The organism is Halobellus sp. GM3 (assembly GCF_052545375.1).
The window spans coordinates 34,760-56,293 of record NZ_JBQWLT010000010.1; the positions used below are offsets into that span (position 1 = coordinate 34,760).

At 62.2% G+C, this 21,534-nt stretch carries 18 protein-coding genes; 9 read left to right on the forward strand and 9 right to left on the reverse strand.

Translation table 11 applies throughout. The annotated features are described in order from the left end of the window. The first annotated feature begins 109 nt into the window (after window positions 1–109). Window positions 110–514, forward strand: a complete 405-nt coding sequence (locus ACT3HL_RS14530; RefSeq protein ID WP_445087495.1) for a hypothetical protein — start codon at window positions 110–112, stop codon at window positions 512–514. A gap of 121 nt (window positions 515–635) precedes the next feature. Here ACT3HL_RS14530 and ACT3HL_RS14535 read toward each other — a convergent pair whose 3' ends face one another. Both ACT3HL_RS14535 and ACT3HL_RS14540 read right to left on the reverse strand, forming a co-directional pair. Continuing rightward, window positions 636–995 (reverse strand): Rieske 2Fe-2S domain-containing protein, encoded by a 360-nt coding sequence (locus ACT3HL_RS14535; protein ID WP_445087496.1) that lies wholly within the window; start codon window positions 993–995, stop codon window positions 636–638. 2 nt (window positions 996–997) lie between these two features. Continuing rightward, the gene (locus ACT3HL_RS14540) at window positions 998–2,128 is read right to left on the reverse strand and encodes an amidohydrolase family protein (protein WP_445087497.1); all 1,131 of its coding nucleotides are present in this window, start codon (window positions 2,126–2,128) and stop codon (window positions 998–1,000) included. 215 nt (window positions 2,129–2,343) lie between these two features. On the opposite strand from ACT3HL_RS14540, the gene ACT3HL_RS14545 reads away from it, so the two are divergent. Next, window positions 2,344–3,915, forward strand: a complete 1,572-nt coding sequence (locus ACT3HL_RS14545; protein ID WP_445087498.1) for a sulfatase-like hydrolase/transferase — start codon at window positions 2,344–2,346, stop codon at window positions 3,913–3,915. A gap of 135 nt (window positions 3,916–4,050) precedes the next feature. Here the strand turns inward: ACT3HL_RS14545 and ACT3HL_RS14550 are convergent, their stop codons facing one another. From ACT3HL_RS14550 to ACT3HL_RS14575, 6 genes are all read right to left on the reverse strand, one after another. Beyond that, complete coding sequence (locus tag ACT3HL_RS14550) at window positions 4,051–4,494, reverse strand: universal stress protein (RefSeq protein WP_445087499.1); 444 nt, start codon at window positions 4,492–4,494, stop codon at window positions 4,051–4,053. 91 nt (window positions 4,495–4,585) lie between these two features. After that, the gene (locus tag ACT3HL_RS14555; RefSeq protein WP_445087500.1) at window positions 4,586–5,947 is read right to left on the reverse strand and encodes an oligopeptide/dipeptide ABC transporter ATP-binding protein; all 1,362 of its coding nucleotides are present in this window, start codon (window positions 5,945–5,947) and stop codon (window positions 4,586–4,588) included. After that, window positions 5,940–7,067: an oligopeptide/dipeptide ABC transporter ATP-binding protein gene (locus ACT3HL_RS14560; RefSeq protein WP_445087501.1), complete on the reverse strand. Its 1,128-nt coding sequence runs from the start codon at window positions 7,065–7,067 to the stop codon at window positions 5,940–5,942. Before ACT3HL_RS14560 ends, ACT3HL_RS14555 begins: the two co-directional genes overlap by 8 nt. Window position 7,068: 1 nt before the next feature. Next, window positions 7,069–8,055 (reverse strand): ABC transporter permease subunit, encoded by a 987-nt coding sequence (locus tag ACT3HL_RS14565; protein WP_445087502.1) that lies wholly within the window; start codon window positions 8,053–8,055, stop codon window positions 7,069–7,071. A 5-nt stretch (window positions 8,056–8,060) separates the two neighbouring features. After that, a complete protein-coding gene (locus tag ACT3HL_RS14570; RefSeq protein WP_445087503.1) occupies window positions 8,061–9,056 on the reverse strand; it encodes an ABC transporter permease subunit in 996 nt (331 codons plus the stop codon). Between the two features lie 39 nt (window positions 9,057–9,095). Then, on the reverse strand, window positions 9,096–10,760 hold the full coding sequence (locus tag ACT3HL_RS14575; protein ID WP_445087504.1) for an ABC transporter substrate-binding protein: 1,665 nt from the start codon (window positions 10,758–10,760) through the stop codon (window positions 9,096–9,098). A gap of 476 nt (window positions 10,761–11,236) precedes the next feature. Here ACT3HL_RS14575 and ACT3HL_RS14580 point away from each other — a divergent pair, with 476 nt between their 5' ends. Then, window positions 11,237–11,701, forward strand: coding sequence for a hypothetical protein (locus ACT3HL_RS14580; protein WP_445087505.1), 465 nt, complete (start codon window positions 11,237–11,239; stop codon window positions 11,699–11,701). After that, entirely contained in the window at window positions 11,701–12,570 is an 870-nt protein-coding gene (locus ACT3HL_RS14585; protein WP_445087506.1) for a metallophosphoesterase, read from the forward strand. The genes ACT3HL_RS14580 and ACT3HL_RS14585 overlap by 1 nt, the downstream gene beginning before the upstream one ends. Here ACT3HL_RS14585 and ACT3HL_RS14590 read toward each other — a convergent pair. After that, window positions 12,567–13,697 carry an aminotransferase class I/II-fold pyridoxal phosphate-dependent enzyme gene (locus tag ACT3HL_RS14590; protein WP_445087507.1) on the reverse strand — a complete coding sequence of 377 codons (1,131 nt, stop codon included), beginning with the start codon at window positions 13,695–13,697 and terminating at the stop codon, window positions 12,567–12,569. The genes ACT3HL_RS14585 and ACT3HL_RS14590 overlap by 4 nt on opposite strands. Before the next feature lie 155 nt (window positions 13,698–13,852). On the opposite strand from ACT3HL_RS14590, the gene ACT3HL_RS14595 reads away from it, so the two are divergent. The 5 genes from ACT3HL_RS14595 (at window position 13,853) to ACT3HL_RS14615 (ending at window position 21,514) form a co-directional block, all read left to right on the forward strand. After that, the gene (locus ACT3HL_RS14595; protein WP_445087508.1) at window positions 13,853–15,205 is read left to right on the forward strand and encodes an MmgE/PrpD family protein; all 1,353 of its coding nucleotides are present in this window, start codon (window positions 13,853–13,855) and stop codon (window positions 15,203–15,205) included. Window positions 15,206–15,872: 667 nt separating this feature from the next. Beyond that, window positions 15,873–16,634, forward strand: a complete 762-nt coding sequence (locus ACT3HL_RS14600; RefSeq protein WP_445087509.1) for an IclR family transcriptional regulator domain-containing protein — start codon at window positions 15,873–15,875, stop codon at window positions 16,632–16,634. 102 nt (window positions 16,635–16,736) lie between these two features. Beyond that, window positions 16,737–18,011, forward strand: coding sequence for an ABC transporter substrate-binding protein (locus tag ACT3HL_RS14605; RefSeq protein WP_445087510.1), 1,275 nt, complete (start codon window positions 16,737–16,739; stop codon window positions 18,009–18,011). Between the two features lie 15 nt (window positions 18,012–18,026). Next, window positions 18,027–19,976 (forward strand): ABC transporter permease subunit, encoded by a 1,950-nt coding sequence (locus ACT3HL_RS14610; protein WP_445087511.1) that lies wholly within the window; start codon window positions 18,027–18,029, stop codon window positions 19,974–19,976. Further along, a complete protein-coding gene (locus tag ACT3HL_RS14615) occupies window positions 19,973–21,514 on the forward strand; it encodes an ATP-binding cassette domain-containing protein (protein WP_445087512.1) in 1,542 nt (513 codons plus the stop codon). The genes ACT3HL_RS14610 and ACT3HL_RS14615 overlap by 4 nt, the downstream gene beginning before the upstream one ends. Window positions 21,515–21,534: the final 20 nt, after the last annotated feature.

The window sequence follows — 21,534 nt, forward strand, 5'->3', positions numbered from 1 at the left end:
CCCGCCGGTCGTTACCGTGCCCCCCGCGGGCACCGGTACGTTGGCGAGAGGACGGATCGCCTCTCAGCGGTGCAGTAGATTTAATTCGTTTTCGACCGAAGCACCGAGTATGACAGACCATATCTCTGTGCCCCGAAGTGCGGACCTCCCCGCCGGATACGACGAGGAAGACCCCTACGCGGACACGGACCTCGACGAACTGCCCGACTGGTGGCAGGAGAACGCCGAGCACTTCCGGGCGTACGGGATGCGCCCGTACCGTCCGCCCCGTTTCACCGACGGTGAGCTGACAACCGAGGTCGTCGACGAGATCGAATCGGAGACCGGAGCGACCGTCGAGTTCCGGGCGGTGAACCCGTCGCCCCAATCGGACTGGGAGATCGTCGTCGACGGCGACGTCGTCGAGCGGATCAGCCGAACCCGCACGGGCGAAGGGTACTCCCAGTACGAGCGCCCCGCCGACGAGGTTCGAAAGCTGATCCTGTCGCATCTCGATGCCGACGGCGAGTGGTAAGCGCCCGGCCGTCGTGGGAACGCTTGTGGATCGGACGGCCCGACCCGGTCGACGCGGAGGGACTCGAAGAAAGTCGTGATCGCTCTCTCGGGTAGCCGATCGAGAGGGACGCCAGTCCGTATCAGAACTCGACGTAGACCGTACCGTCCTCGACGGCGGTGTCGTATACCGGGACCTGATACTTGTCCGAGTCCACGTGATCGCCCGTCTCGATGTCGAACTTCCACGCGTGCCACGGGCACGTGACGTACTTCTGTTCGCTGTCGTACCCCCACGACCACCCGTCGTCTTTCGGGAGCGTCCGCCCGTTTATCTGCCCCTCACAGAGCGGGCCGGCCTGATGGGGACAGAAGTTCAAGACGGCGTGGTACTCCCCGTCGTGGTTGAAGACCGCGATCTCCCGTCCGGAAACCTCCTTGATCACCCGCGATCCCTCCTCTGCTACGTCTCCCACCGCACACACTTCGTGTCGCGTCGTCATTGTTAGCTAATGTCCCAGATATCCATCGCCGTCTCGCCCATCATCCCGCGGACAACCGAGTTGTCGAACTCGGAGTAGATTCGGTTGAACAGTTCCTCCGGCGGGTCGAAGTCCGGGTGCGGGAAATCAGACGCGTACAGGATGTTTTCCGGACCGGCCATTTCGATGGCCATCGCGAGGTGTTTCGGGCTTTTGACGGTGTGGCCCAGCGGCTGCGTCGTGAAGTAGAACTGGTCGTCGATATACTCGCTGGGGAGCTTTTGGACGTAGGGCAGTTCGTGATCGAGTTCCAGGTAGTGGTCGTCCATACGCCACTTCCAGTAGCCGATCCACCCGACGCCGGACTCTTGGAAGACGAACGTCAGGTCGGGATACCGCTCCGGCACTCCCTGATACATCATCGACTGAAGCTGCCACATCTGCGTGAACGGGTGGATCATCGTGTGATCCTCCGAGTACGTCTCGTGCCAGATCCGGGCGAGCGGGAAGATGTGCGACGTGTTCACGCTGGCGCCGTGGAGACAGATCGGGAGGTCGTGTTCCTGGGCGGCCTCGTAGATCGGATCGTACCGGTAGTGACCGAGCGGCGGAACCGCGCCCGTCGACGGGATCTGAACCCCCGCGATGGCGTCGTGATCGGCGACGCGGTGAATCTCCTCGGCGGCGCGCTCCGGGTGGTGGTGGGCGACGGTCATATTCGCCCGGAACCGATCGCTCGGTTCGGTCTCGAACTTGTCGATGAGCCAAGAGTTGTACGCGTTCGCGATCGCGACCGCGAAGCGGGTGTTGTTGACTGTCGGGAGCGCCGCGCCGATCCCCGGGTCCATAATCGCGTAATCGATGCCGAGTTCCTCCATCCGTTCGGCCTTCGGCGCGAGGTTGTTGAAGATCTCTTTGCCGGGTACCTCGCTCTGGAGATACGCGGGCATCGAATGCGTGACCGACAGGATGTCCTGTTCGGGGTTGTCGGTCTTCTCGATGATCTCTTTGTACGCCTCGTTCTCGTCGGAAAAGTACGGCAGGAGGTCGTCTAACGACTCCCCGAAGTGCGAATCGCAACAGACGACTGTCACGTCTTCGAGCGAGAGCGTCCCGCCGGAATCTCCTCCAGCCTGTGTCTCTAATGTCGACATAGTACGCCTTCAGTTATTTGTGCAACCTCATACCATATATACATTTTGGCAAAGATGTTCGACAGCGTCGTCGTCGGATCGTCCCGTGACCGCCGTTGCACGGGCCGGCAAATCAGAACCCCTCGCTTCCCGTCTGTTCCGCCCTCGATCGTATCGTCTCTCTGACCACGTACCCGACCCAAATTCTTTTGAGCTGATACCCTGTGGTCGTTGGTATGGCTCGTTCGCTATCGGCCGATCAACCGAACGTCCTCCTGTTGATCTCTGACCAGCACAACCCGCGGTTCCGAGGCGGCTACTCGGCGACCGACCACGGCGAACCGGTCTCGACGCCGACGCTCGATCGGCTCGCCGCCGAGTCGACGGAGTTCGAATGGGCGTACTGCGGGATGCCGCTGTGTACGCCCTCGCGACTGTGTCTGCTCACGAGTCGACACGCGGCGGACGCCGGCGCTTGGGGCAACGAGGACATGTTGCCAGCGGACGCCGAAACGCTGCCGGAGACGTTTTCCTCGGGGGGATATGAGACCTGCTTGGTCGGCAAAATGCATCTCGGCGGCACGCGCCAGTTCGGCGGATTCGACCACCGCCCGTACGGCGACCTCACGGGACGGGCAGGTCACCAGTACGAACCCCCGAATCCGCAACAGGAGATCAGCCCGCGGGCCACCGAGCTGCTGACCGAGGCGGGCGTGACGAACATCCCCGAGAGCCTCCTCCAAGAACAGAACGTCCTTCGGGAGTCGGTCTCGTTCCTCAGAGAGTACCGGAACCGTAACCCCGAGTCGCCGTGGTTCCTCTGTGCGTCGTTCAACCGCCCCCACTGGCCCCGGACCGCGCCGAAGCGGTTCGTCGACGACTACTGGCCCGACGGGGCACCGATGCCGACGGTCACCGAAGCGGACTCCGACACGTCCGATCACCCCCTCACGGTCCACCGTCGGAGCCGGTACGACACCGACAGGCTCGACGAGGAGACCGTCCGGAAAGCCAGAGCCGGGTACATGGCCTGCGTCGCGTACATCGATGAGATCCTGAACGACTTCCTCACGACGCTGGAGCGCGACGGCTTCCTCGAGGACACGATCGTGGTCTACATAAGCGACCACGGGGAGATGGCGGGGGAACACGGCCTCTGGGACAAGAACACGTGGCACGAGGGATCGATCCGCGTTCCGTTTTTCGTCTCCCTCCCCGAGCGGTACGACGCGGACCAACCCGACCGCGTGCGGACGCCAGTGAGCCTCCTTGACCTCTATCCGACGCTCGCTTCGCTGGCCGGTCTCGACCTATCGGACGAGGTGGACGGCACCGACCTCTCCCGCGCGCTCCTGTCCGGTACCGAACCGGACCGAGCGCCCGTCTACGTCGACAACTTCCACCGCTCGAACACGGACGTGCACTTCCGGGTGGTCCGAGACGGCCCCTACAAGTACGTCCGATTCCTCGACGCCGACGACCTGTTCTTCGACCTGTCCGCGTGTCCAACCGAGCGGACGAACCACTTCGACGACGCCGATGGGGCGGCGAGACAGGCGCGCGACGAGTTGCGCGCCCTCGCGGAGGAGTTCTCTTTCGAGGCCGCCGACCGGAAATATCGGCGGGACGTCAGACGGCGGGCCGAACGGCGACTCGCGATTCCCCGAGGGAGGGGGAACGCGTACCTGATGCCCTACGGGTCAGTTATCGACGCCGACGCGTTCCTGTATCATCCCCGCGCGTTCACCGACTCACCGTCGGAAGCGTTCGCCGATTTCCCCGACGACCGACCGTCCGAGTCCGAGTGACAGCGCCGTCGACGTCGCGGTCACGAATCCCCCGTCCGCCTCATAATGATTGTTCTCACTTTTCACCGGTGAGTGTCCACCCCGTGGGCGGCGCTCACCGGTACGAGACGAGAACAATCAGTATCAGTATCAGTATCAGTCGACCAGTTGCGTCACGATGGGGCAGTCCGCGTTCAAGAGGATGCTCTGGGCGATATCGCCGAAGATCGCCTTTCCGGCGGGCGAGCGTCGACGCCCGCTGATCACGAGAAAGCGCGGGTCGACGCGGTCGACCTCCGCGAGAATCTCGTCGGTCACGCTTCCAACGCGCCCGCGCGGCTCCATGTTCTCCGGCTGACCGCCGAGCGTCTCCTCGACGAATTTCATCACGAACCGCTCTGCGCTCTCTTCTTCCTGACTCAGGGAGAAATCGTCGAACTCGGGCATCTTCTGCACCAACTCTCGGTGTCGGTTGTAGTTCTCCTCTGGGACCACGTGGAGCACGATGAGCGTCTCGTTGTATTTCTCTGCGAGATCGTGAGCGGTTTCGAGCACCAGTCGTGACCGTTCCGTCTCATCGATGGCGGCTAGAATGGCCATACCAGCACATCACGGCCCCTCATCAAATAGATGTCCCCCGCTCGGCAGAATTGGGCGGTGTCTCGCCACCGCGGCAGTGGCAGGCCCGCGCTCACTCGCGGTTCGCGGCGTCGGCATCCCCTCTGTGGAGGTGGCACGCCGAGTAGTGCTCTCCCTCGCCGAGCACCGTGTCAACGACGTAGTCCGGCTGGCGGACGGCACAGATGCTGTTGTCCTGAAACGTCCGCAGGAGCAGGTCGCCCGCGGTCTCCCACGACCCCTCCGCGACCCGCTCGATCGCGTCGTCGATGACCTCGCCCGGCTCGCCGGCGGGGAGTCCCATCGGGAAGTACTCCTCGAGCACCCCCTCGCGGCTCTCGTAGGTGAACTCGCGGCGCTTCACCGCCCGAATGAACGAGAGCAGCGCGTCCCACCGGTCAGACCTGATGTCGTAGGACTCCAGTCGCGCGTCCCGAACCGCCTCGGACAGTTCTTGGGGGGCGACGTCTCCGACCCCCGGCTGGAGTAGCTCGCGGCACCGAGTCCGGAAGCGGCAACCCGACGGCGGATCGATCGGGCTCGGTACGTCTCCCTCGTGGTTCACTCGGACCCCCCGGCTCCGCGGATCCGGGGACGGAACTGAGGCCAACAGGGTCTGCGTGTAGGGGTGCTGTGGGTTCTCGAACAGCTCCTCTTTCTCGGCCTGCTCGACGATCTTCCCCAGATACATCACCGCGACGGTGTCCGCGATGTACCGAACCACGCTCAGGTTGTGCGAGATGAACAGATAGGAGATATCGAACGCGTCTTGCAGTTCGAGCATCGTATTCAGCACCTGCGCTTGGATCGAGACGTCGAGCGCGGATACCGGCTCGTCGCAGACGATGAGTTCCGGATCCGTCGCGAGCGCCCGTGCGAGGTTGATCCGTTGGCGCTGTCCCCCCGAGAACTCGTGGGGGTATCGGTTGTAGTAGGACGGATCGAGGCCGACCATCGACAGCAGCTCTCTCGTCCGCTCCGGACGAGTCTCCTTCGTGCGGACCCCGTGGGCTTTCATGGGCTCCTCGATGCTCTCTCCGATCGTCATTCGCGGATCGAGCGAGGACTGAGGGTCCTGTGAAATCAGCTGCACGTCCTTTCGGAGCGAGCGCATTTCGCTGTTTGACAACGCCGCGAGGTCCTGCCCTCGAAACCGGACCGCCCCGGAGGTCGGATCTTCGAGCCTGAGCACTGTCCGCGCCAGCGTGGACTTCCCACAGCCCGACTCGCCGACGAGTGCGAACGTCTCGCCCTCGCCGATCGTGAAGCTGACGTCGTCGACGGCTTTGACGTCCGGGCTCCCGAAGAAGCCGGAGAGAAATCCGGTGTCCGACTGGAAGTACTTCGCGAGGCCCTCCACTTCGAGCAGCGGTTCGGTCGACTCTCCGAGCCGCTCAGCCGGCGTCTCGGCCGACGGCGTGGGCGATTCAGCCATCCGCGCCCCCCGTTTGCTGCTCGACGGACGGAGCGGACGCGCCTCCGCTCGACGCGATCGTCTCACCCGACGGGGCAAGCGGCTCGCTCTCCTCGTATCGTTCCGCGCTGTGCTTCAGACACGCAGCCACGTGATCGGAGTGATCCATCTCGACGGGGTCGGGCGATGTCCGTCGACAGATCTCTTTCGCGTCCGGACAGCGCGTGTGGAACCGACAACCGGACGGCGGATTGACCGCGGACGGCATCACGCCGGCGATCGGTTCGATCTCCTCGACTGTCTGGTCGGGCCGCGGAATCGAGTTCAGCAGCGCTTGCGTGTACGGGTGGCTGGTCTCGTAGAAAATCTCGTCCACCGGTCCCTGTTCGACGATCTCGCCGAGGTACATCACGTTCACCCTGTCGCAGATCTCCGAGACGACGCCCATGTCGTGGGTGACCCAGATGAAACTCGTATTGATCTCCGTTTGGATATCGCGTACGAGGTCGAGAATCTGCGCCTCGACTGTGACGTCCAGGGCCGTGGTCGGTTCATCGGCGATGATGAGGTCCGGTTGACACCCCAAGGCCATCGCAATCAGCACTCGCTGACGCATTCCGCCGGAGAACTCGTGTGGGTAATCGTCGAATCGGTCTTCCGGCTCCGGAATGCCGACCTTCCGCAACATAGAGACGGCCTCGGACCGGGCCGCTTCGCCCGTCAAATCCCGATTCAAACTGATGAACTCCTGAATCTGACTCCCGACGGTGTAGACCGGATTGAGGCTGTCAGTCGGGTTCTGGAAGATCACGGCGACCTTCGAGCCCCGGACGTCGCGTCGCATCTCGGCCTCGGTCAGCATGTCGCTGTCTTCGACCCGCCCGTCCGGGCCGTAGTCGTATCCGGCGAGCAATTGGTCTCTGAGGCGTATCTCCCCGCCGGTCATCTTCCCGCCTCCCTCGAGGAGGCGTAAGATGCTCATCACGGTGACGCTCTTGCCGGCACCGGACTCCCCGACGAGGCCGACAATCTCGCCCTCGCGGACGTCGAAGGACACCCCGCCGACGGCGTTCACCGTCCCGTAATCGGTTTCGAATTGTACGTGAAGATCCTCTACTGACAGTATTGTGTTCTCGCTCATATCAATCGTTTCGCGGATCGGTCGCATCTTGCAGCCCGTCGCCCAAGAGATTGAACCCCATAATTGTCACCAGTATCGATAGTCCGGGCCAGATACTCAACCACGGATTGACGTAGATGTTTTGCTGGGCCATGTACAGCATCTGTCCCCAGTCAGGCGTCGGCGGCTGCACCCCGTATCCGAGGAAGGAGAGTCCGGCCACGATGAGAATAACGACACCGATCCGGAGCGTGATGTAGACGAGCACTGGCGCGAAGCTGTTCGGAATGACGTGCCGGAGAATGATCGTTCGCTCTTTCACCCCCGACGCCTTCGCGGCCTCGATGTAGCTCAGTTCGCGGATGCTCAGCACGCGGCTGCGAATGACGCGAGCGAACACCGGAATCGAGACGATTCCCACCCCGGTCATCGTGAACCAGATGTTCGGGTTCCGCCTCGAGACGAACACGGTGAAGACGATCACTAACACGACCGCCGGGATCGCGTAGATCGTCTCGACAGCCCGCATCGTCACGTCGTCGACCCATCCGCCGAAGTAGCCGCCGACGGTGCCGGCCGCGATGCCGCCGACCGCGCCGATTGCCGTGGCGACGATCCCCGCGGTGATGGAGATGCGCGACCCGTAGAGCAGCCGGCTGAGGTAGTCCCGGCCCTGATCGTCCGTTCCCAGCGGGTGTTCCCACGTTCCGCCCTCGACGAACGCCGGCGGGCGGTGCGTTTCCATCTCTCCGGGAGCTGGCAACCGCTCTGGGTTCTGCAGCACCGGAAGCGCTTCTCCGATCGCGTAGTTTTCTAGCATCCCGCCCGTGATCGTAGAGAGGTGAGCGTCGATACTGGAGAACGCGGCGACGGCCACGACGACCGCGATGATGTACATTCCGATCCGTGCGGAGAAGTCCCGCTTGACTTTCCGAAGCACCTCTCGGCCGCCGACTTTCCGTGTCTCCGGTGCCGTCTCTTCGTCCGTCTGTTGGTCTATTGTGCTCATCGGTCTCACCGCTCTCCGTACGTCACGCGCGGGTCGATGTACGCGTAGGCGATGTCAGTAATCACGACCCCGATGAGAAAGATGACGGCCAACACGAGGGTGACACTCATCACCACTTGGTAGTCCTGTACCTGAATCGAACTCAGGAGGAGCCTTCCCATCCCGTTGATGTTGAAGACCTCCTCGATGACGACCGAACCGCCGAGCGCCGTCGAGAGGTTGAGGCCGACGATCGTAATCACCGGGAGCTGCGCCGGTCGGAACGCGTGCCGCCGAAGGATCGTCTGTTCCGGCACGCCGTAGGCTCGGGCGGTTTGCACGTACTCCTCTCGGAGGCTTTCGAGCATTGACGTCCGCTCGATACGCATCAATACCGCCATCTGGAGGGTCCCGAGGGCGATCATCGGCAACAGTAAGTGACGGGCAGTCTGCACGTACAGCTCGAGTTGCGAGCCGTAGCCGTAGTGGGAGGGGGGCCGCCACGGATACACTAGATTGCCGCTGGGGAGCCAGCCGAGGACGACCGAAAAGAGGATGATCATCATAATCCCGATCCAAAATCCGGGGGTCGACACCCCGATCAGCGCGAGAATCCGAGACGCGTGATCGGGCAGGTCGTTGTGGAACTTCGCGGCCACGACGCCGAGCGGGATCGACGTCGTCAGTGCGAGGAGATACGCCGACAGGACCAAAAGCAGCGTCGGACCGACCCGTTCGATCATCAGCGACGAGACCGGCTGTTCGTAGTAGATACTGTAACCCAAGTCACCGACGAGGAGCCCCGAGACGTACGAGAGATACCGCTCGTGCAGGGGCTGATCAAGCCCGTACCGCGCCTCCAGGTTGTTGATCAACTCCTGTGTGATTTCTTGACCCTGCAGCTGCGCCAGAATCGGGTTACCGGGAAGCGAATTCACCAAGACGAAGATGATCAGCGATATCGCTATCAGTACGGGAATCGTCTGCAATAGCCGTTTCAGTGTGTACCGTAGTAACGTCATAGACACCTATTGTAGTTGTTCTTGGCGGTGCAGCTGTCGTTAGCCCTGAAGGGAGGCGTTGTTCCGGGGCGAGTACGCCCGGAGCATCTCCATCGGCAACCCGATCGGCGGGTAGTCTTGGACGACGGTCCGTTTTCCGATGTGGGCGTTCGCCACCGCAACCGGGTGTGAAATCGTCTGCTCGAGGATCTCTCGAATGATGGAATCGTAGAGTTCACTGCGCCGCTCTCTGTCGACTGTTCGCCGTGCCTCTTCGATCCGCGAGTGGAAGTCCTCGTCTTGGTAGTAGTTCCCCTGGGTGATTCCCGCCTGCTCCTCGTAGAACAGGTTCCAGATGAAGTCGTCCGGATCGAGGATCGAATTCCCGTACCCGAGACCGAACATCGCGACGTCCTCGGCGTCCCCGCTGAATACCACGTCCGCGAACCGTCCCGACCCGTACTGCTGTACCTGCGGGTTGATGTCGACACCGTATTCGCTGAGGGCCTGCAGCCGTCCGGCGAGCATCTCGTTGAAGCGCGGATAATAGCCGCGGTTCAGTGAGACGAGTTGCGGCTCCCACCCGTCGGGGACGTTGCCGTCGAGTAGCTCCGCCGCCCGTTCGGGGTCATACCCCGGCTTCAGCTCCGCGTACTCCTCCACCGGTAGCTCCCAGTTCTCCAGAATCGTGTCCGTGAGCGGCGAGACGAGCCGTTGCCCCTCGCCGTTCAGGACGTTGTTGATGAACTCCTCGGTCGAAAACGCGTAGGCAATCCCCTTTCTGACGTCGGGGTTCGCGGTCGGGCCGTCCCGACAGTTGAATTCGATGTACAGCGGCGCGAACCCGTTTGTCGAGTCGTTCGTACAGTCCTCGTTCGATTCGATTGTGTTCCAGTCGGCCGGCGGAAGGCGGGTCGTCGCGTGGATGTCGCCCGCCAGCAGCTGTGAGAGCCTCGCGGAGTTGTCCGGGATCGGCATCCACCGGATCGAGGGGATGTTGGGCTGGGGATCGTCCCAGTAGTCGTCCCACCGCTCTAAGTCGATGTAGTCGCCCTCGACGTGGTCGACGTACCGGTACGGTCCCGAGCCCACCGGGTTGTTGTAGAACCCCTCGGGGTCCTCTTCGCGAACTGATTTCGGGACGATGTGTGTCATCAGCCGCTCTCTGAACGGCGCGACGACCTGTTTCAGATCGAGCTGGACCGTCGTGTCGTCGACGACCGCGCTCGATTCCGTGTCCAAGTAACTGATCTCACCACTCGTTGGCGCCTCCTCTTCGATCCGGCCCACGAACGAGTACAGGACGTCTTCGGCCGTCACCGGGTCGCCGTTCTGGAAACGCGCTTGGTCTGTGATCTCGATGATGTACCGCTGCCCGGAACGTTCCACCTCCGGTTCGGCGGTCGCGACTTTCGGCTGGATCTGGTAGTTCTCGTCGTACTCATACAGCATATCGTAGATGTGGTGGTTGATCCGGGTCGAGAGCGACCGGAGCGCGATGAAGGGATCGTAGTCGTGTCGCGGCTCGTCCTCCAGACCGACCCGAAGCTGGGTCTGGGACTCCCCGTCGGACCCGGAATCCCCGGAACCGTCCTCTCCCGTCGACCCTGACCCGTCGTCCCCGTTCCCGCTGCACCCGGCGAGCAGGACCGCCGACGTGACTGCACCGGTTCGGAGGAGTCGACGTCGTGAGTATACGGACTCGTGGCTGTTATGCGAACGCATACCTACACGCAGAGAGACCATCCGTAATAAAAATTGGGTATTGACGAGACGACCGATTATGACCCGGCGAATGTCCTATCACCCTTTTCGTGCGTGCCTGCTTGGACCCAGCAGCGACCCGACCCCACAGTTCCTCCCGAATCTTTATAATGTGTGATGTTACCACACCATACGTATGCCTGACGAAGATAGCGACAGCGACGACGGGGGACTATTCGAGGTGCCCAGACGCACTGCGCTGTACGGACTCGGCGGACTGGCCGCCGGGATGGGTATCGGTGCTGGCGTCACCCAGACCAGCAGCGCTCAGCGGGCGACTGATGGGACACCACCAGATACCGCTGAGGACTCGGGCGGCCGCTCCTCCGTCTCGACCCGTCTCGCGGAGACCCCCCCCCGGCGACAAGTTCGGAAAAGTTGGAATCGGACCGTACGCCCACTCGCTTCAGATGAGCGGGACCCGTCGGCCCGCGTGGATGATCCAGCCGTTCAACGAACGGACTGAGGTCTCAGGGAACGAATATGAAGATGTTGGGTCGAACATCGGATATGGGACGATTCCGTTCCCTCCGGGACACGTTCCGGTCTTACGTGTGGTCAGTCACTTCGAGGGAGACGACGAGACGACGACGAGTCTCCGGGTTTCGATCGCCAATATTCCGGGGAGAACTACTGAGTCCGGCGATTTCGTTCCGCTCGACAGAGATCAAGACCCGCGTCAAACCATCGTCGAACTCACCGGCCAAGGCACGACGCAGGTGTACGAGGAAGCCTACCTGACCGAGTTTGAAGACGTCGTCGCCGGTGGTGCCGGGGGAGGAACCAACGGCACCGAGTACCCCATCAATACGTTCATCATCGAAGCGAAGACTGGGAGTGTATCGGGGTCGTCTTTCGTTACCGATGCGACCACTGTTTCGCTCGAACTGGAGGCCCTGTAATGGTCCGCATTGGATGGCTCTCTGACAGTCACGTCGACCCCTTCTCTTCACCCGACGTCGACCGGACTGATCTGCCCGGAGCAGGCGAACGACTCACTCAGGACATCCGTTCCCTGTTTGAGACCTACGGGATCAGCGATCTGTACTTTAACGGTGACGCAGTCTTCCAGAGCGACTCCTTCTGGAGCGGGAACTACGCCCACTCGACACCGGAGTACTATGACCGGTTCTGGGAACTAGTCGATGCCAGTGGTCACGGCGACAACGTCGTTGCCGCACCCGGGAACCACGATACCCCGCTTCAGTACTTCGTGGAGTCGGACGACCGCGCCCGTCTCCGGTACAAGAAGGAGTACGACGGTGTAACCGTATTTATGATGAATACCGCCGGCACTGGCTGGGTGAGCGGCTCGGCGGATATGGGGTACGGATGGACGAACGGATACGTCCCGTATAAGGACCTCAGGTGGCTGGATCGCGAACTGGAGAAGGCAGGGGATAACGCTAAAGTGGTCTACTTCCACCACCACGCGACGCTTACGCCCGGTGATCCGCTGGCGAGTTCACAGACGGAGACACAGGAACTAACAAACCTCTACTGGGTCTGTCGGAACCACAGCACGGTTCACGACATTCTCTCGTCGTACGACAAGGTCGTCTGTCCGCAGGGGCACACCGCGCAGGCGGCGGCAGAGGGGTCATCGAACGTCGATGGAGTGGAATATCTCTACAAGAAGCACTACTATCACGTCTACACGGGTGAGGTCACCACCTACGCCTTCCTCGACGTCGGTGCGGACGGCGTGACAGTCACAACTGTCGATCACAACTCCGGCGAGGAGAACACGATTCTCGAAAAGCAGTTCTAACGAGAGCCGTGGACGGTCTGGGTCACGTCCCGGACAATCTCCATCGCGTCTTGCAGCTCCTCGGTCCCCGCCGCGTACGACAGCCGCGCGTAGCCAGCGCCGTTTTCGCCGAAGACGTCGCCGGGGACGACGATCAGACCGTGCTCCAGCATCGCATCACACCACCCGGACGGAACCTCGGGCATCACGTAGAAGGATCCTTCGGGAACCGTAACGTCCAGCCCGGCGTCTTCGAGTCCGTCCACGACGAGATCACGCCGCTTCTCGAACGTGTCGACCATCTCCGTCACCGGATCTTGCGGGCCTGCGAGTGCCGCCTCCGCGGCGTACTGTGCCGGCGCCGACGCGCAGGCCTGAATCGACTGGTGGATCTTGAGCATCTCGTCGATCCGCCGCGTGGATCCGAGTACCCATCCGAGCCGCCACCCCGTCATCGAGTACGTCTTCGAGGTCGCGCTCACGACGACGACGTTGTCGGATTCGGCGAATTCCAGCGGGGAGTAGTGCGCTCCTTGGTAGACGATGCGCTCGTACACCTCGTCTGAGACGCACAGAACGTCGTGCTCGTCTGCGATACGGGCGAACGCGCGCATATCCGCCTCACTCTGGACCGCCCCGGTCGGATTCGCCGGGCTGTTCACGATAAATGCCGCTGTCTCGTCCGTGAGGGCCGCTTCAACGGCTGCGGGATCGAGCGTGAGATCGTCCCGGAGTCCGACGGGCTTCGGCGTCCCGCCGGCGACTCTGGTCAGCATATCGTAGGAGACGAACCCCGGATCGGGGAAGATGACTTCCTCCCCGGCGCTCACGTGGGCTTCGAGTGCCAGATGCAGCGCCTCGGAGCCACCGGCGGTGGCGATGATGTCGTCCGGATCGACCGCGAGGCCGTAGTCGCGGTCGTACTTCGCGGCGATGGCGTCCCGGAGCGAGTGCGTCCCCTTGTTCGGCGTGTACGCGTCGGCGTTGCCGTTCCGTATCGCTTCGAGCGCCCGACGCCGGGCGTGCTCGGGCGTCGGAAAGTCCGGCTGACCGAGACCGAGGTTGATCGCGTCGTCAGCGGCCGAATCGAACACCTTTCGAATGCCTGACGGCGAAACGCTCTGAATCCTCTCGGAGAACGAGGCCATACACCCACGGCGAAGGCGAGTGTATTAGAAGTTATTATCGTAGCGCCTGTGAGACGAGGGAGGAATGTCGCGAGACGCGTGACGATCGTACGACCGAACGGACGCGACACACACGTCAGAGAAACACTTTTTCCGCCGCAACGACTCGTGGCAGTATGGACCGAGACGGTTCGACAGCCGAGACGTTGGCCACATTCGTCGGCGAATTGACCTACAGCGATCTCCCGTCGGAGGCCCCGCCGATCGTACAACAGTGCGTCTTAGACACCGTCGGTGTGACCATTGCCGGACTCGACGAGGGAGCGGGACGGGTCACCTGCGAGGTCGACCGTCGTCTCTCGGCGCAACCGTCCGGCGTGCCGATACCCGGGACCGACCACCGCACGTCGCCGACAAACGCGGGCCTGATTCTCGGGACGGCGGCCCACGGCCTCGACTACGACGACGTGGGGCCGAGTATGACGGGCCACCCGAGCGCGACGCTGGTCCCGCCGCTTCTCGCCGTCGCGAGCGACGTCGATTCCGTCACCGGCCGCGAAGCGATCACCGCGTTTGTCGCCGGGTACGAAGTCGAGTGTTACCTCGACAGCGCCCTCACGCCGGCACACGTACAGAACGGATGGCACCCGACAGCGATCTTGGGTCCGTTCGGCGCAGCCACGGTCGCGGCGGTGCTGTTGGATCTCGACGTGACCGCGATCCGTAACGCGCTGAACATCTGCGTCTCGCTCTCGTCCGGGTCCAGCGCTAACGTCGGCAGTATGACGAAGCCCCTCCACGCCGGGCACGCCGTTCGATCCGGAATCACGGCCGCCTACCTCGCGGACGGCGGATTTACGGCCTCCGAGGAGGCCTTCGACCACGAGGAGGGGTTCTTCGAGTTGTTCTCCGGTTCGGACGCGGTCGGGGAGGCCACGCATCGCCTCGGAGACACGTGGGGAATTATCGAGGACGGCGGCATCTTCAAAAAGTACCCGTCGTGCTACTACACGCACGCGGGCATCGAACTGATGGAAGAGCTGAAAGCCGAGCACGATCTCACTGCGGACTCGATCGACCGGATAGAGGCGGTCGTCTCGGAAGGCGCAAAGCTCGAAAATCCCGCTCCCGCGACGGGACTGGAAGCGAAGTTCTCCAACCACTACACGATCGCCTGTGCGCTCCTGTATGACTCGATTGGCCTCGACCTCTTTCGCGACGAGGCGCTGCCGAACGAGCGGACTCGCGAAGTCGGTGAACGCATAACTGTTTCAGTCGACCCCGATCTCGAGTACACGTCTTTCACTACCGAGCTTCGGGTCACGACCACCGACGGTGCCGAACTTCGCCGCCGGAAGGAGACCCCACCGGGATACCCCGGGAACCGTGTCTCTCGGGACGAACTCCACGATAAGTTCAGCGACTGCGTGCAAACGAGACTACGCAGAGACCAAGCCGAGGCGTTGCTGGAGACGATTGAGGGGCTCGACGAGATGGACGACATCGGACGGATCCTCACAGTCTCATAGCACAAGTTGTCACCACCTCGGCGGATCAATTCCGCAAGACCGTCCTACTGTCTCTTTCCGTCCAGTGATAGTGAACGCTCTGGCCGCAGTCCGACAGAGCGTGAGAGCGAAGTACGATCCCCGCTGGGCGGACTGTAGGCTCGAGGCGTCTCAAATCGGATCGAGCATAGCGTTTCTCGACCGTTCGCCGCCGCCTCAGTGCGTCGCTTACGCGCGAACTCTTCAGTGCCGGATGGCCACTTTTGCCTGTCACACGTGTACATACAACGTGGCACCACTCGTGCGAGCGAACCGGGGGTGACAACGGTACTGCCCCCGCTGCGTCAGTCCGGCGGCGATCCCCAGACGACGTATTTTATCATCTGGTAATACTGAACAATGCCGGTTACCGATGTAGGTAACGGGCGTACACTTGTTATCTAACAGGATACCGAAAATTCTCCCGAAATGAATAGACATACAGTGAGCGTACCGAATTATTTTTCATAATATATTCACAAAAACGGGGAGGGACTCGTTCAATACTGCTGGACGATCCCCGTGAGAAGTCGGGTGCGCGACCGAGAAGGGGAGCGAGTGTCGTCGGGTTCACACGTCATCGCCCATTCGGTCGTGCGACCGCTCTCTCCCCAAAGAGGTTTTATATGTGCTTTTCTTGACTACGCCTATGACAACGGGGACACCCCCGATGATGTCCGTTCAGCGTGCGTTCAAGGTCATCGAAGTGCTCTTGCAACGACGGGCTATCGGACCGTCTGAGCTGTCCGATCGACTCGACCTCCCGAAGAGCACTGCTCATCTCTATCTCCGATCGCTCGAGGAGGCAGGGTACCTCGTCAACGACGGCGGGAGTTACGAGCTCAGTTACCAGTTTCTGACGATCGGCTCGCAGCTGAAGTTCCACAACCGGCTCTTTCAGGTCGCAAAGAGGGACATCTCCGATCTCACGAGAGAAACCGAAGAGCTGGTGACACTCATCGTAGAACAGGGTGGACGCTCGTTCATCCTGCATCAGGAGATGGGAGACAAGGGGCTCGAGTTGGGAACGTATCCGGGTCAATCACTGCCGTTACACACGCACGCATCTGGTAAAGTCTTCCTCGCGTATATGGACACCGAGCGGAAGGACGCGATACTCGACGAGCACGGCTTACATCCGGTGACGGAAGAGACCATCACGGACCGTGGGACGCTCGAGGCCGAAATCGACCGAATACGGGAGGCGAAGTACGCGTACGACTGGAACGAGCAGGTCCGGGGGATGGGGGTCATCTCCGTCCCACTCGTCGTCGCTACCGAACTGAAAGGGGTCCTCGCGATCGCGTGTCCCACCGGCCGCATCACGAACAAAAACTACCGACAGGAGCTGTTGCAGCACCTGCGTAGCACGGTAGATACGATCACGATAAAGTATCAGTACGGAACGTGACCGAGCGCACGATGACGCCTGAGATCCACTCGTCGGTGAGATCGGCGAAAATGACAAACCACCTACACAAAATTTATAATTATCGAATATTCTCTTGGTAGTATGCGTCGCAGAGAGGTTATCAAGACAGGCGTATGTGCAACTGGACTCCTCGGTTTAGCCGGCTGCAGCGGCGGTGGCACCGGAACCGAGGGCGAATCGACGAGTCAGTCGAGAACGACCACCGGCGGTTCCGCCGGTAGCCAGACGTCGTCGGCCGGCGGTGATGCCATCAAGATCGGGACGCTCCACGCGCTCGCACCCCCCGTCATCGACGCTGCGAAGCAGGAACAACGCGGTGTGAAGCTAGCGGTGAACCGGATCAACGAAGCGGGAGGAATCGACGGGCAGCAGGTGGAGGTCATCCACGAAAACACGAACGCGAATCCGAAAACCGCATTGGAGAAAGCGCAGCGACTGATCGAGAACGAGAACGTCGACCTCCTGTACGGAGCCAATCTCTCTCCGAGCGCGCTGCGGATCGCTCCCTACACCAACGAGGAGAACACTCCGTATCTCACGCCGGTTTCCTCGACGGCGTTGGCCGGCGAAGCGTGCCAACAGTCGACGTTCCCAACGAACATCGACCCGACCACCCGGAGTAAAGCGATCGTGCCAACGATGCTGGAACGCTCCGGTTCGCAAGGGTGGATACACATCCTGGACTTCGCGTGGGGGCACGACGTCCGAGACGGCGTCCAAGCCGCGCTGGCCGATCGAGACGCAGAGGTGCTGGACGTCACGACGTCGGCGCTTGACGCGACTGACTTCTCGAACGTCGTCAGTCAGATATCGTCTGCGGACCCGGACTGGGCGTACCTCGGCGTTGCCGGTGGTGCCCTCGTCGGGTTCCTCAAACAGGCACAACAGTTTGGGCTCGCAGAGCAAGTCGATCTCTACGGCCCTGCGTCGAGTCAGCCAACCCGCCAGGGAGCGGGGGGCGCGATAGAGGGGTACGTTTCGCAGGCTCGCTTCACCCCGTTCTACGATTCCGCAGAGAACGACCAGTTCGTAAGTAGCTTCGCCGCCGAGTACGACTCGTTGCCCAACGACTACGCGAAAGACGCGTGGGAGGCGTTGCACCTGTACAAGGCAGCGGTAGAGGAGGCCGGTACGACGTCGTTCGGCGATGTCACCGCGGCGCTCGAGTCTGTTCAGGTCGTGGGACCGATGGGTGAGGTGTCGTTCAGGGAGTGTGATCACTCCTGTCAGCGGCCGGTCCACGTCGCTGAAATGGTTGCATCCGAGGAATACGGGTATCCGTGCGGCGATATCATCACCACGCTCGACAGCGAGTCGAAGATGGTTCCGTGTGAGGAGTCGGGCTGCTCGCGATAGCTTGAGCCGGAGCCAATGTCATTTAGTAACCTCTTCGTCGTGCAGTTGCTTAACGGGGTCGCGCTGGGGCTCCTCTACGTGCTCGTGGCCTCCGGGCTCTCCGTCATCTTCGGCGTCTCGGGCATCCTCAACTTCGCCCACGGAAGCCTCTATATGCTCGGTGCGTACCTCGGTGTGGTCGTGATGGGCGCCACCGGGAACTTCTGGCTGGCGCTTCTCCTCGCCCCGCTTCTGGTCGGGGCCGCCAGCGGCGTCATCGAGCGGCTGACGCTCCACCACCTCTATGACCGACCGGTGGCGTATCAGCTGCTTCTCACGTTCGGCCTCTCGCTCATGATCATCGAAGGGACTGGCGCCGTCTTCGGGAGTCAACGAGCGTTTCCGACGCCCGAAGCGCTCGCCGGTCCGATCCAGTTCGGCGGCATCTTCTATCCCAAGTACCGGCTGTTCGTCATCGGCGCGAGCATCCTCGTTTCGATCGGCATCTGGGCGTTTTTCCGCTACACTGATTTCGGCTTGGTCGTTCGTGCCGGGTCGCAGAACCGCGAGATGGTCAAGAGCTTGGGTATCGATGTTTCGCGGTATTTCACGCTCGTGTTCGTCCTCGGATCCGTCCTCGCGGCGGTCGCCGGCGTGCTCGCCGCGCCACTGTTCGCCGTGAATACGAACATGGGCAACGAGATACTGCTGGTTTCATTTATCGTTGTCATCCTGGGCGGACTGGGAAGTTTCCGCGGCTCCGTGATCGCGGGCCTGTTGATCGGCGTGACGACGACCTTGGGTGAGACGTACGTCCCGCAGCTCACCGGATTCTACATCTACGGGATCCTCCTCGGAACCCTCCTTCTCCGTCCGCAAGGCCTGTTCGGTCAGTACGACCTCGCGAAGGTGGCCTCGAAGGCCTCGAAGATCAGCTATCAGCGACGAATCGACCCGGTTCCGATCCGTGACCGCCGCGCGCTCGCGGCTGTCGCCGTGATGGCTCTCATTCCGATCATCGCGGTCGGCGTCGGTTCAGCGTACTACGTCGGCGTCCTCAGTATTATGCTCGTGTGGGGGCTCATCGCCCTGAGCCTCGATCTCGCCCTCGGGCGACTCGGCCTCCTCTCGTTCGGTCACGCCGCGTTCTTCGGTCTCGGCGCCTACGCCACCGGTCTGCTCTTTCTCAATGCCACGAACTCGCTGCTCGTCGCCCTCCTCGTTGCGGTCCCGCTCACCGTGGCCGTCGCGTGGCTTGTCGGGGCGGTCTCTATCCGATTCGCCGGCGTCTTCTTCGCGATGGTCACCTTGGCGATCACACAGCTGTTCTACCAACTCTCGGTGACGTGGACGGACTTGACCGGCGGATCCGATGGCCTCACTGCGCTCCCGTCACCGACGCTCCTCGGAGTCACTGTCGACAGTACGGTCGTGTTCTACTACATCACGCTCGCATCTGTCGTCGTCACGTACGGACTCGTCGTTCGGATGTTGGACTCGCCGTTCGGCCGAGTGATAGAGGCCATCCGTGAAGGGGAACGCCGGACCTCGTTCCTCGGCTATGACACGTCGGTGTACAAGCGACGGACGCTCGCGCTGTCGGGTGGCGTCGCCGGCGTCGCCGGCGTGCTCTACGCCGGATCACAGAGCGTCGTGACGCCCAACGTCCTCCACTGGACGATTTCCGGCGACGCGCTGTTCAGTGTCATTCTCGGCGGGATGGGAACCCTGTTTGGGCCGCTGATCGGCGGCGGTATCTACGCGGGAATGCAACTGCTGCTCTCGTCGTACATCGACAGTTGGCGCTTCGTTCTCGGGCTCTTACTCGTTCTGACTGTGATGTTCGCTCCGCGCGGCCTCGTGAGCGTCTACTCGAAACTCGCCGGATTCGTCGGGCCTCGATTCGGTCGCCCCGACGGGTCGGCCGGGGAGGGCGGACCGAGTGTTCCGGAAGCGAGCGCGAACGCCTCGGAGGAAAACCGATGACGGTGCTCCGAACGGAGAACCTGACACAACGGTTCGGTGAGCTGACCGCCCTCGACGGCGTCGACCTGTCGGTCGAATCCGGGACCGTCCACTCCGTGATCGGACCGAACGGGGCCGGAAAGTCGACGCTGTTCAACGTCATCACCGGGCTGTACGAGCCGACCGACGGGAACGTCTACTTCCGGGGAGACGACATCACGGGCGACCCGCCGTTCCAGATCGCGAGGCGCGGTATCGCCCGTTCGTTCCAAGACTCGGACGTCTATCTCGGTCTCACGGTCGCCGAAAACGTCCACGTTGCCCTACAGTCGAAATACGACCACCGACGGTCGTTTCGCGCTCCCGAAGACGCTGACTCGGAGATCCGAGAGCGCGTTCGAGCGGTCCTTCGGGAGGTCGGTCTCGCCGACCGGACACAAGAGATGGCGAAGAACCTCAGCCACGGGAACCGGCGCCGACTCGAGATCGCGATCAGCGTCGTGACCGACCCCGAGTTACTGCTCTTGGACGAACCGACCGCGGGAATGGGGCGGCAGGAGAGCACGAACACCGCCGACATCATCCAGCGGCTGGCAGCCGATCGGGAGATCACGATCGTGATGATCGAGCACGACATCGAGCTCGTGATGGATGCTTCCGATACCATCTCCGTCCTCCAGAACGGCCGTCTCATCGCGCGGGGCGACCCGAAAGCGGTGAAGCGGAACGAGGACGTCCAGCGGGCCTACCTCGGCACAGACAGGGAGGGTACCGGAGCCATGGACCGCCTCGAGGGCGACGAGTCGGAACCACCGATAGACCGCTCGCAGTCGGACGCCGAGACCCTGATCGAGTTGGCTGACGTCTGCGCCTCGTACGGGGCTATCGACGTCCTACGGGACGTCTCCTTGGATATCGCCCCCGGCCAAACGGTCTCGCTGATCGGGCGCAACGGAGCGGGCAAGACCACGACCCTCCGCACGATCGCGGGCGTCCTCTCTCCGACCGCTGGCACTGTGACACTCCGAGGCCGGGAGGTCGGTTCGGTCCCCGAATTCGAGCGCAGCCGACGGGGGATCTCGTACGTGCCCGAAGACCGGCAAATCTTCCCCGAGCTCACGGTGGCCGAGAACCTGCGTATGGGTGAACTCGGCGGGTCCGAACACCGGTTTTCGGTCGCAGAGGTGTACGATCTGTTTCCCCGCCTCGAGGAGCGTTCCGATCACCTCGGCAAGCAACTCAGCGGGGGCGAACAGCAGATGCTCGCGATCGCTCGCGCGCTCGTTGGTCGGACCGACCTGTTGCTGTTAGACGAACCGACCGAGGGCCTCGCCCCCCAGATCGTCGAGGAAGTGCTGCGGATCATCGAGGACATCAAACGGGAGGGGGTCACGGTGCTTATGGTCGAACAGAACGTCACCGCGGCGATGTCGGTCGCAGACCATCACTACATAATCGATCAGGGGGAGATCGTCTTCGAGGGGGGAACCGCCGAACTCCGTACCCGCCCCGACGTCCTCAATCGGTACGTGGGTGTCGGAGAGGCGATCGAGGAGTGACGGCGCGCTCGACGGTGGAG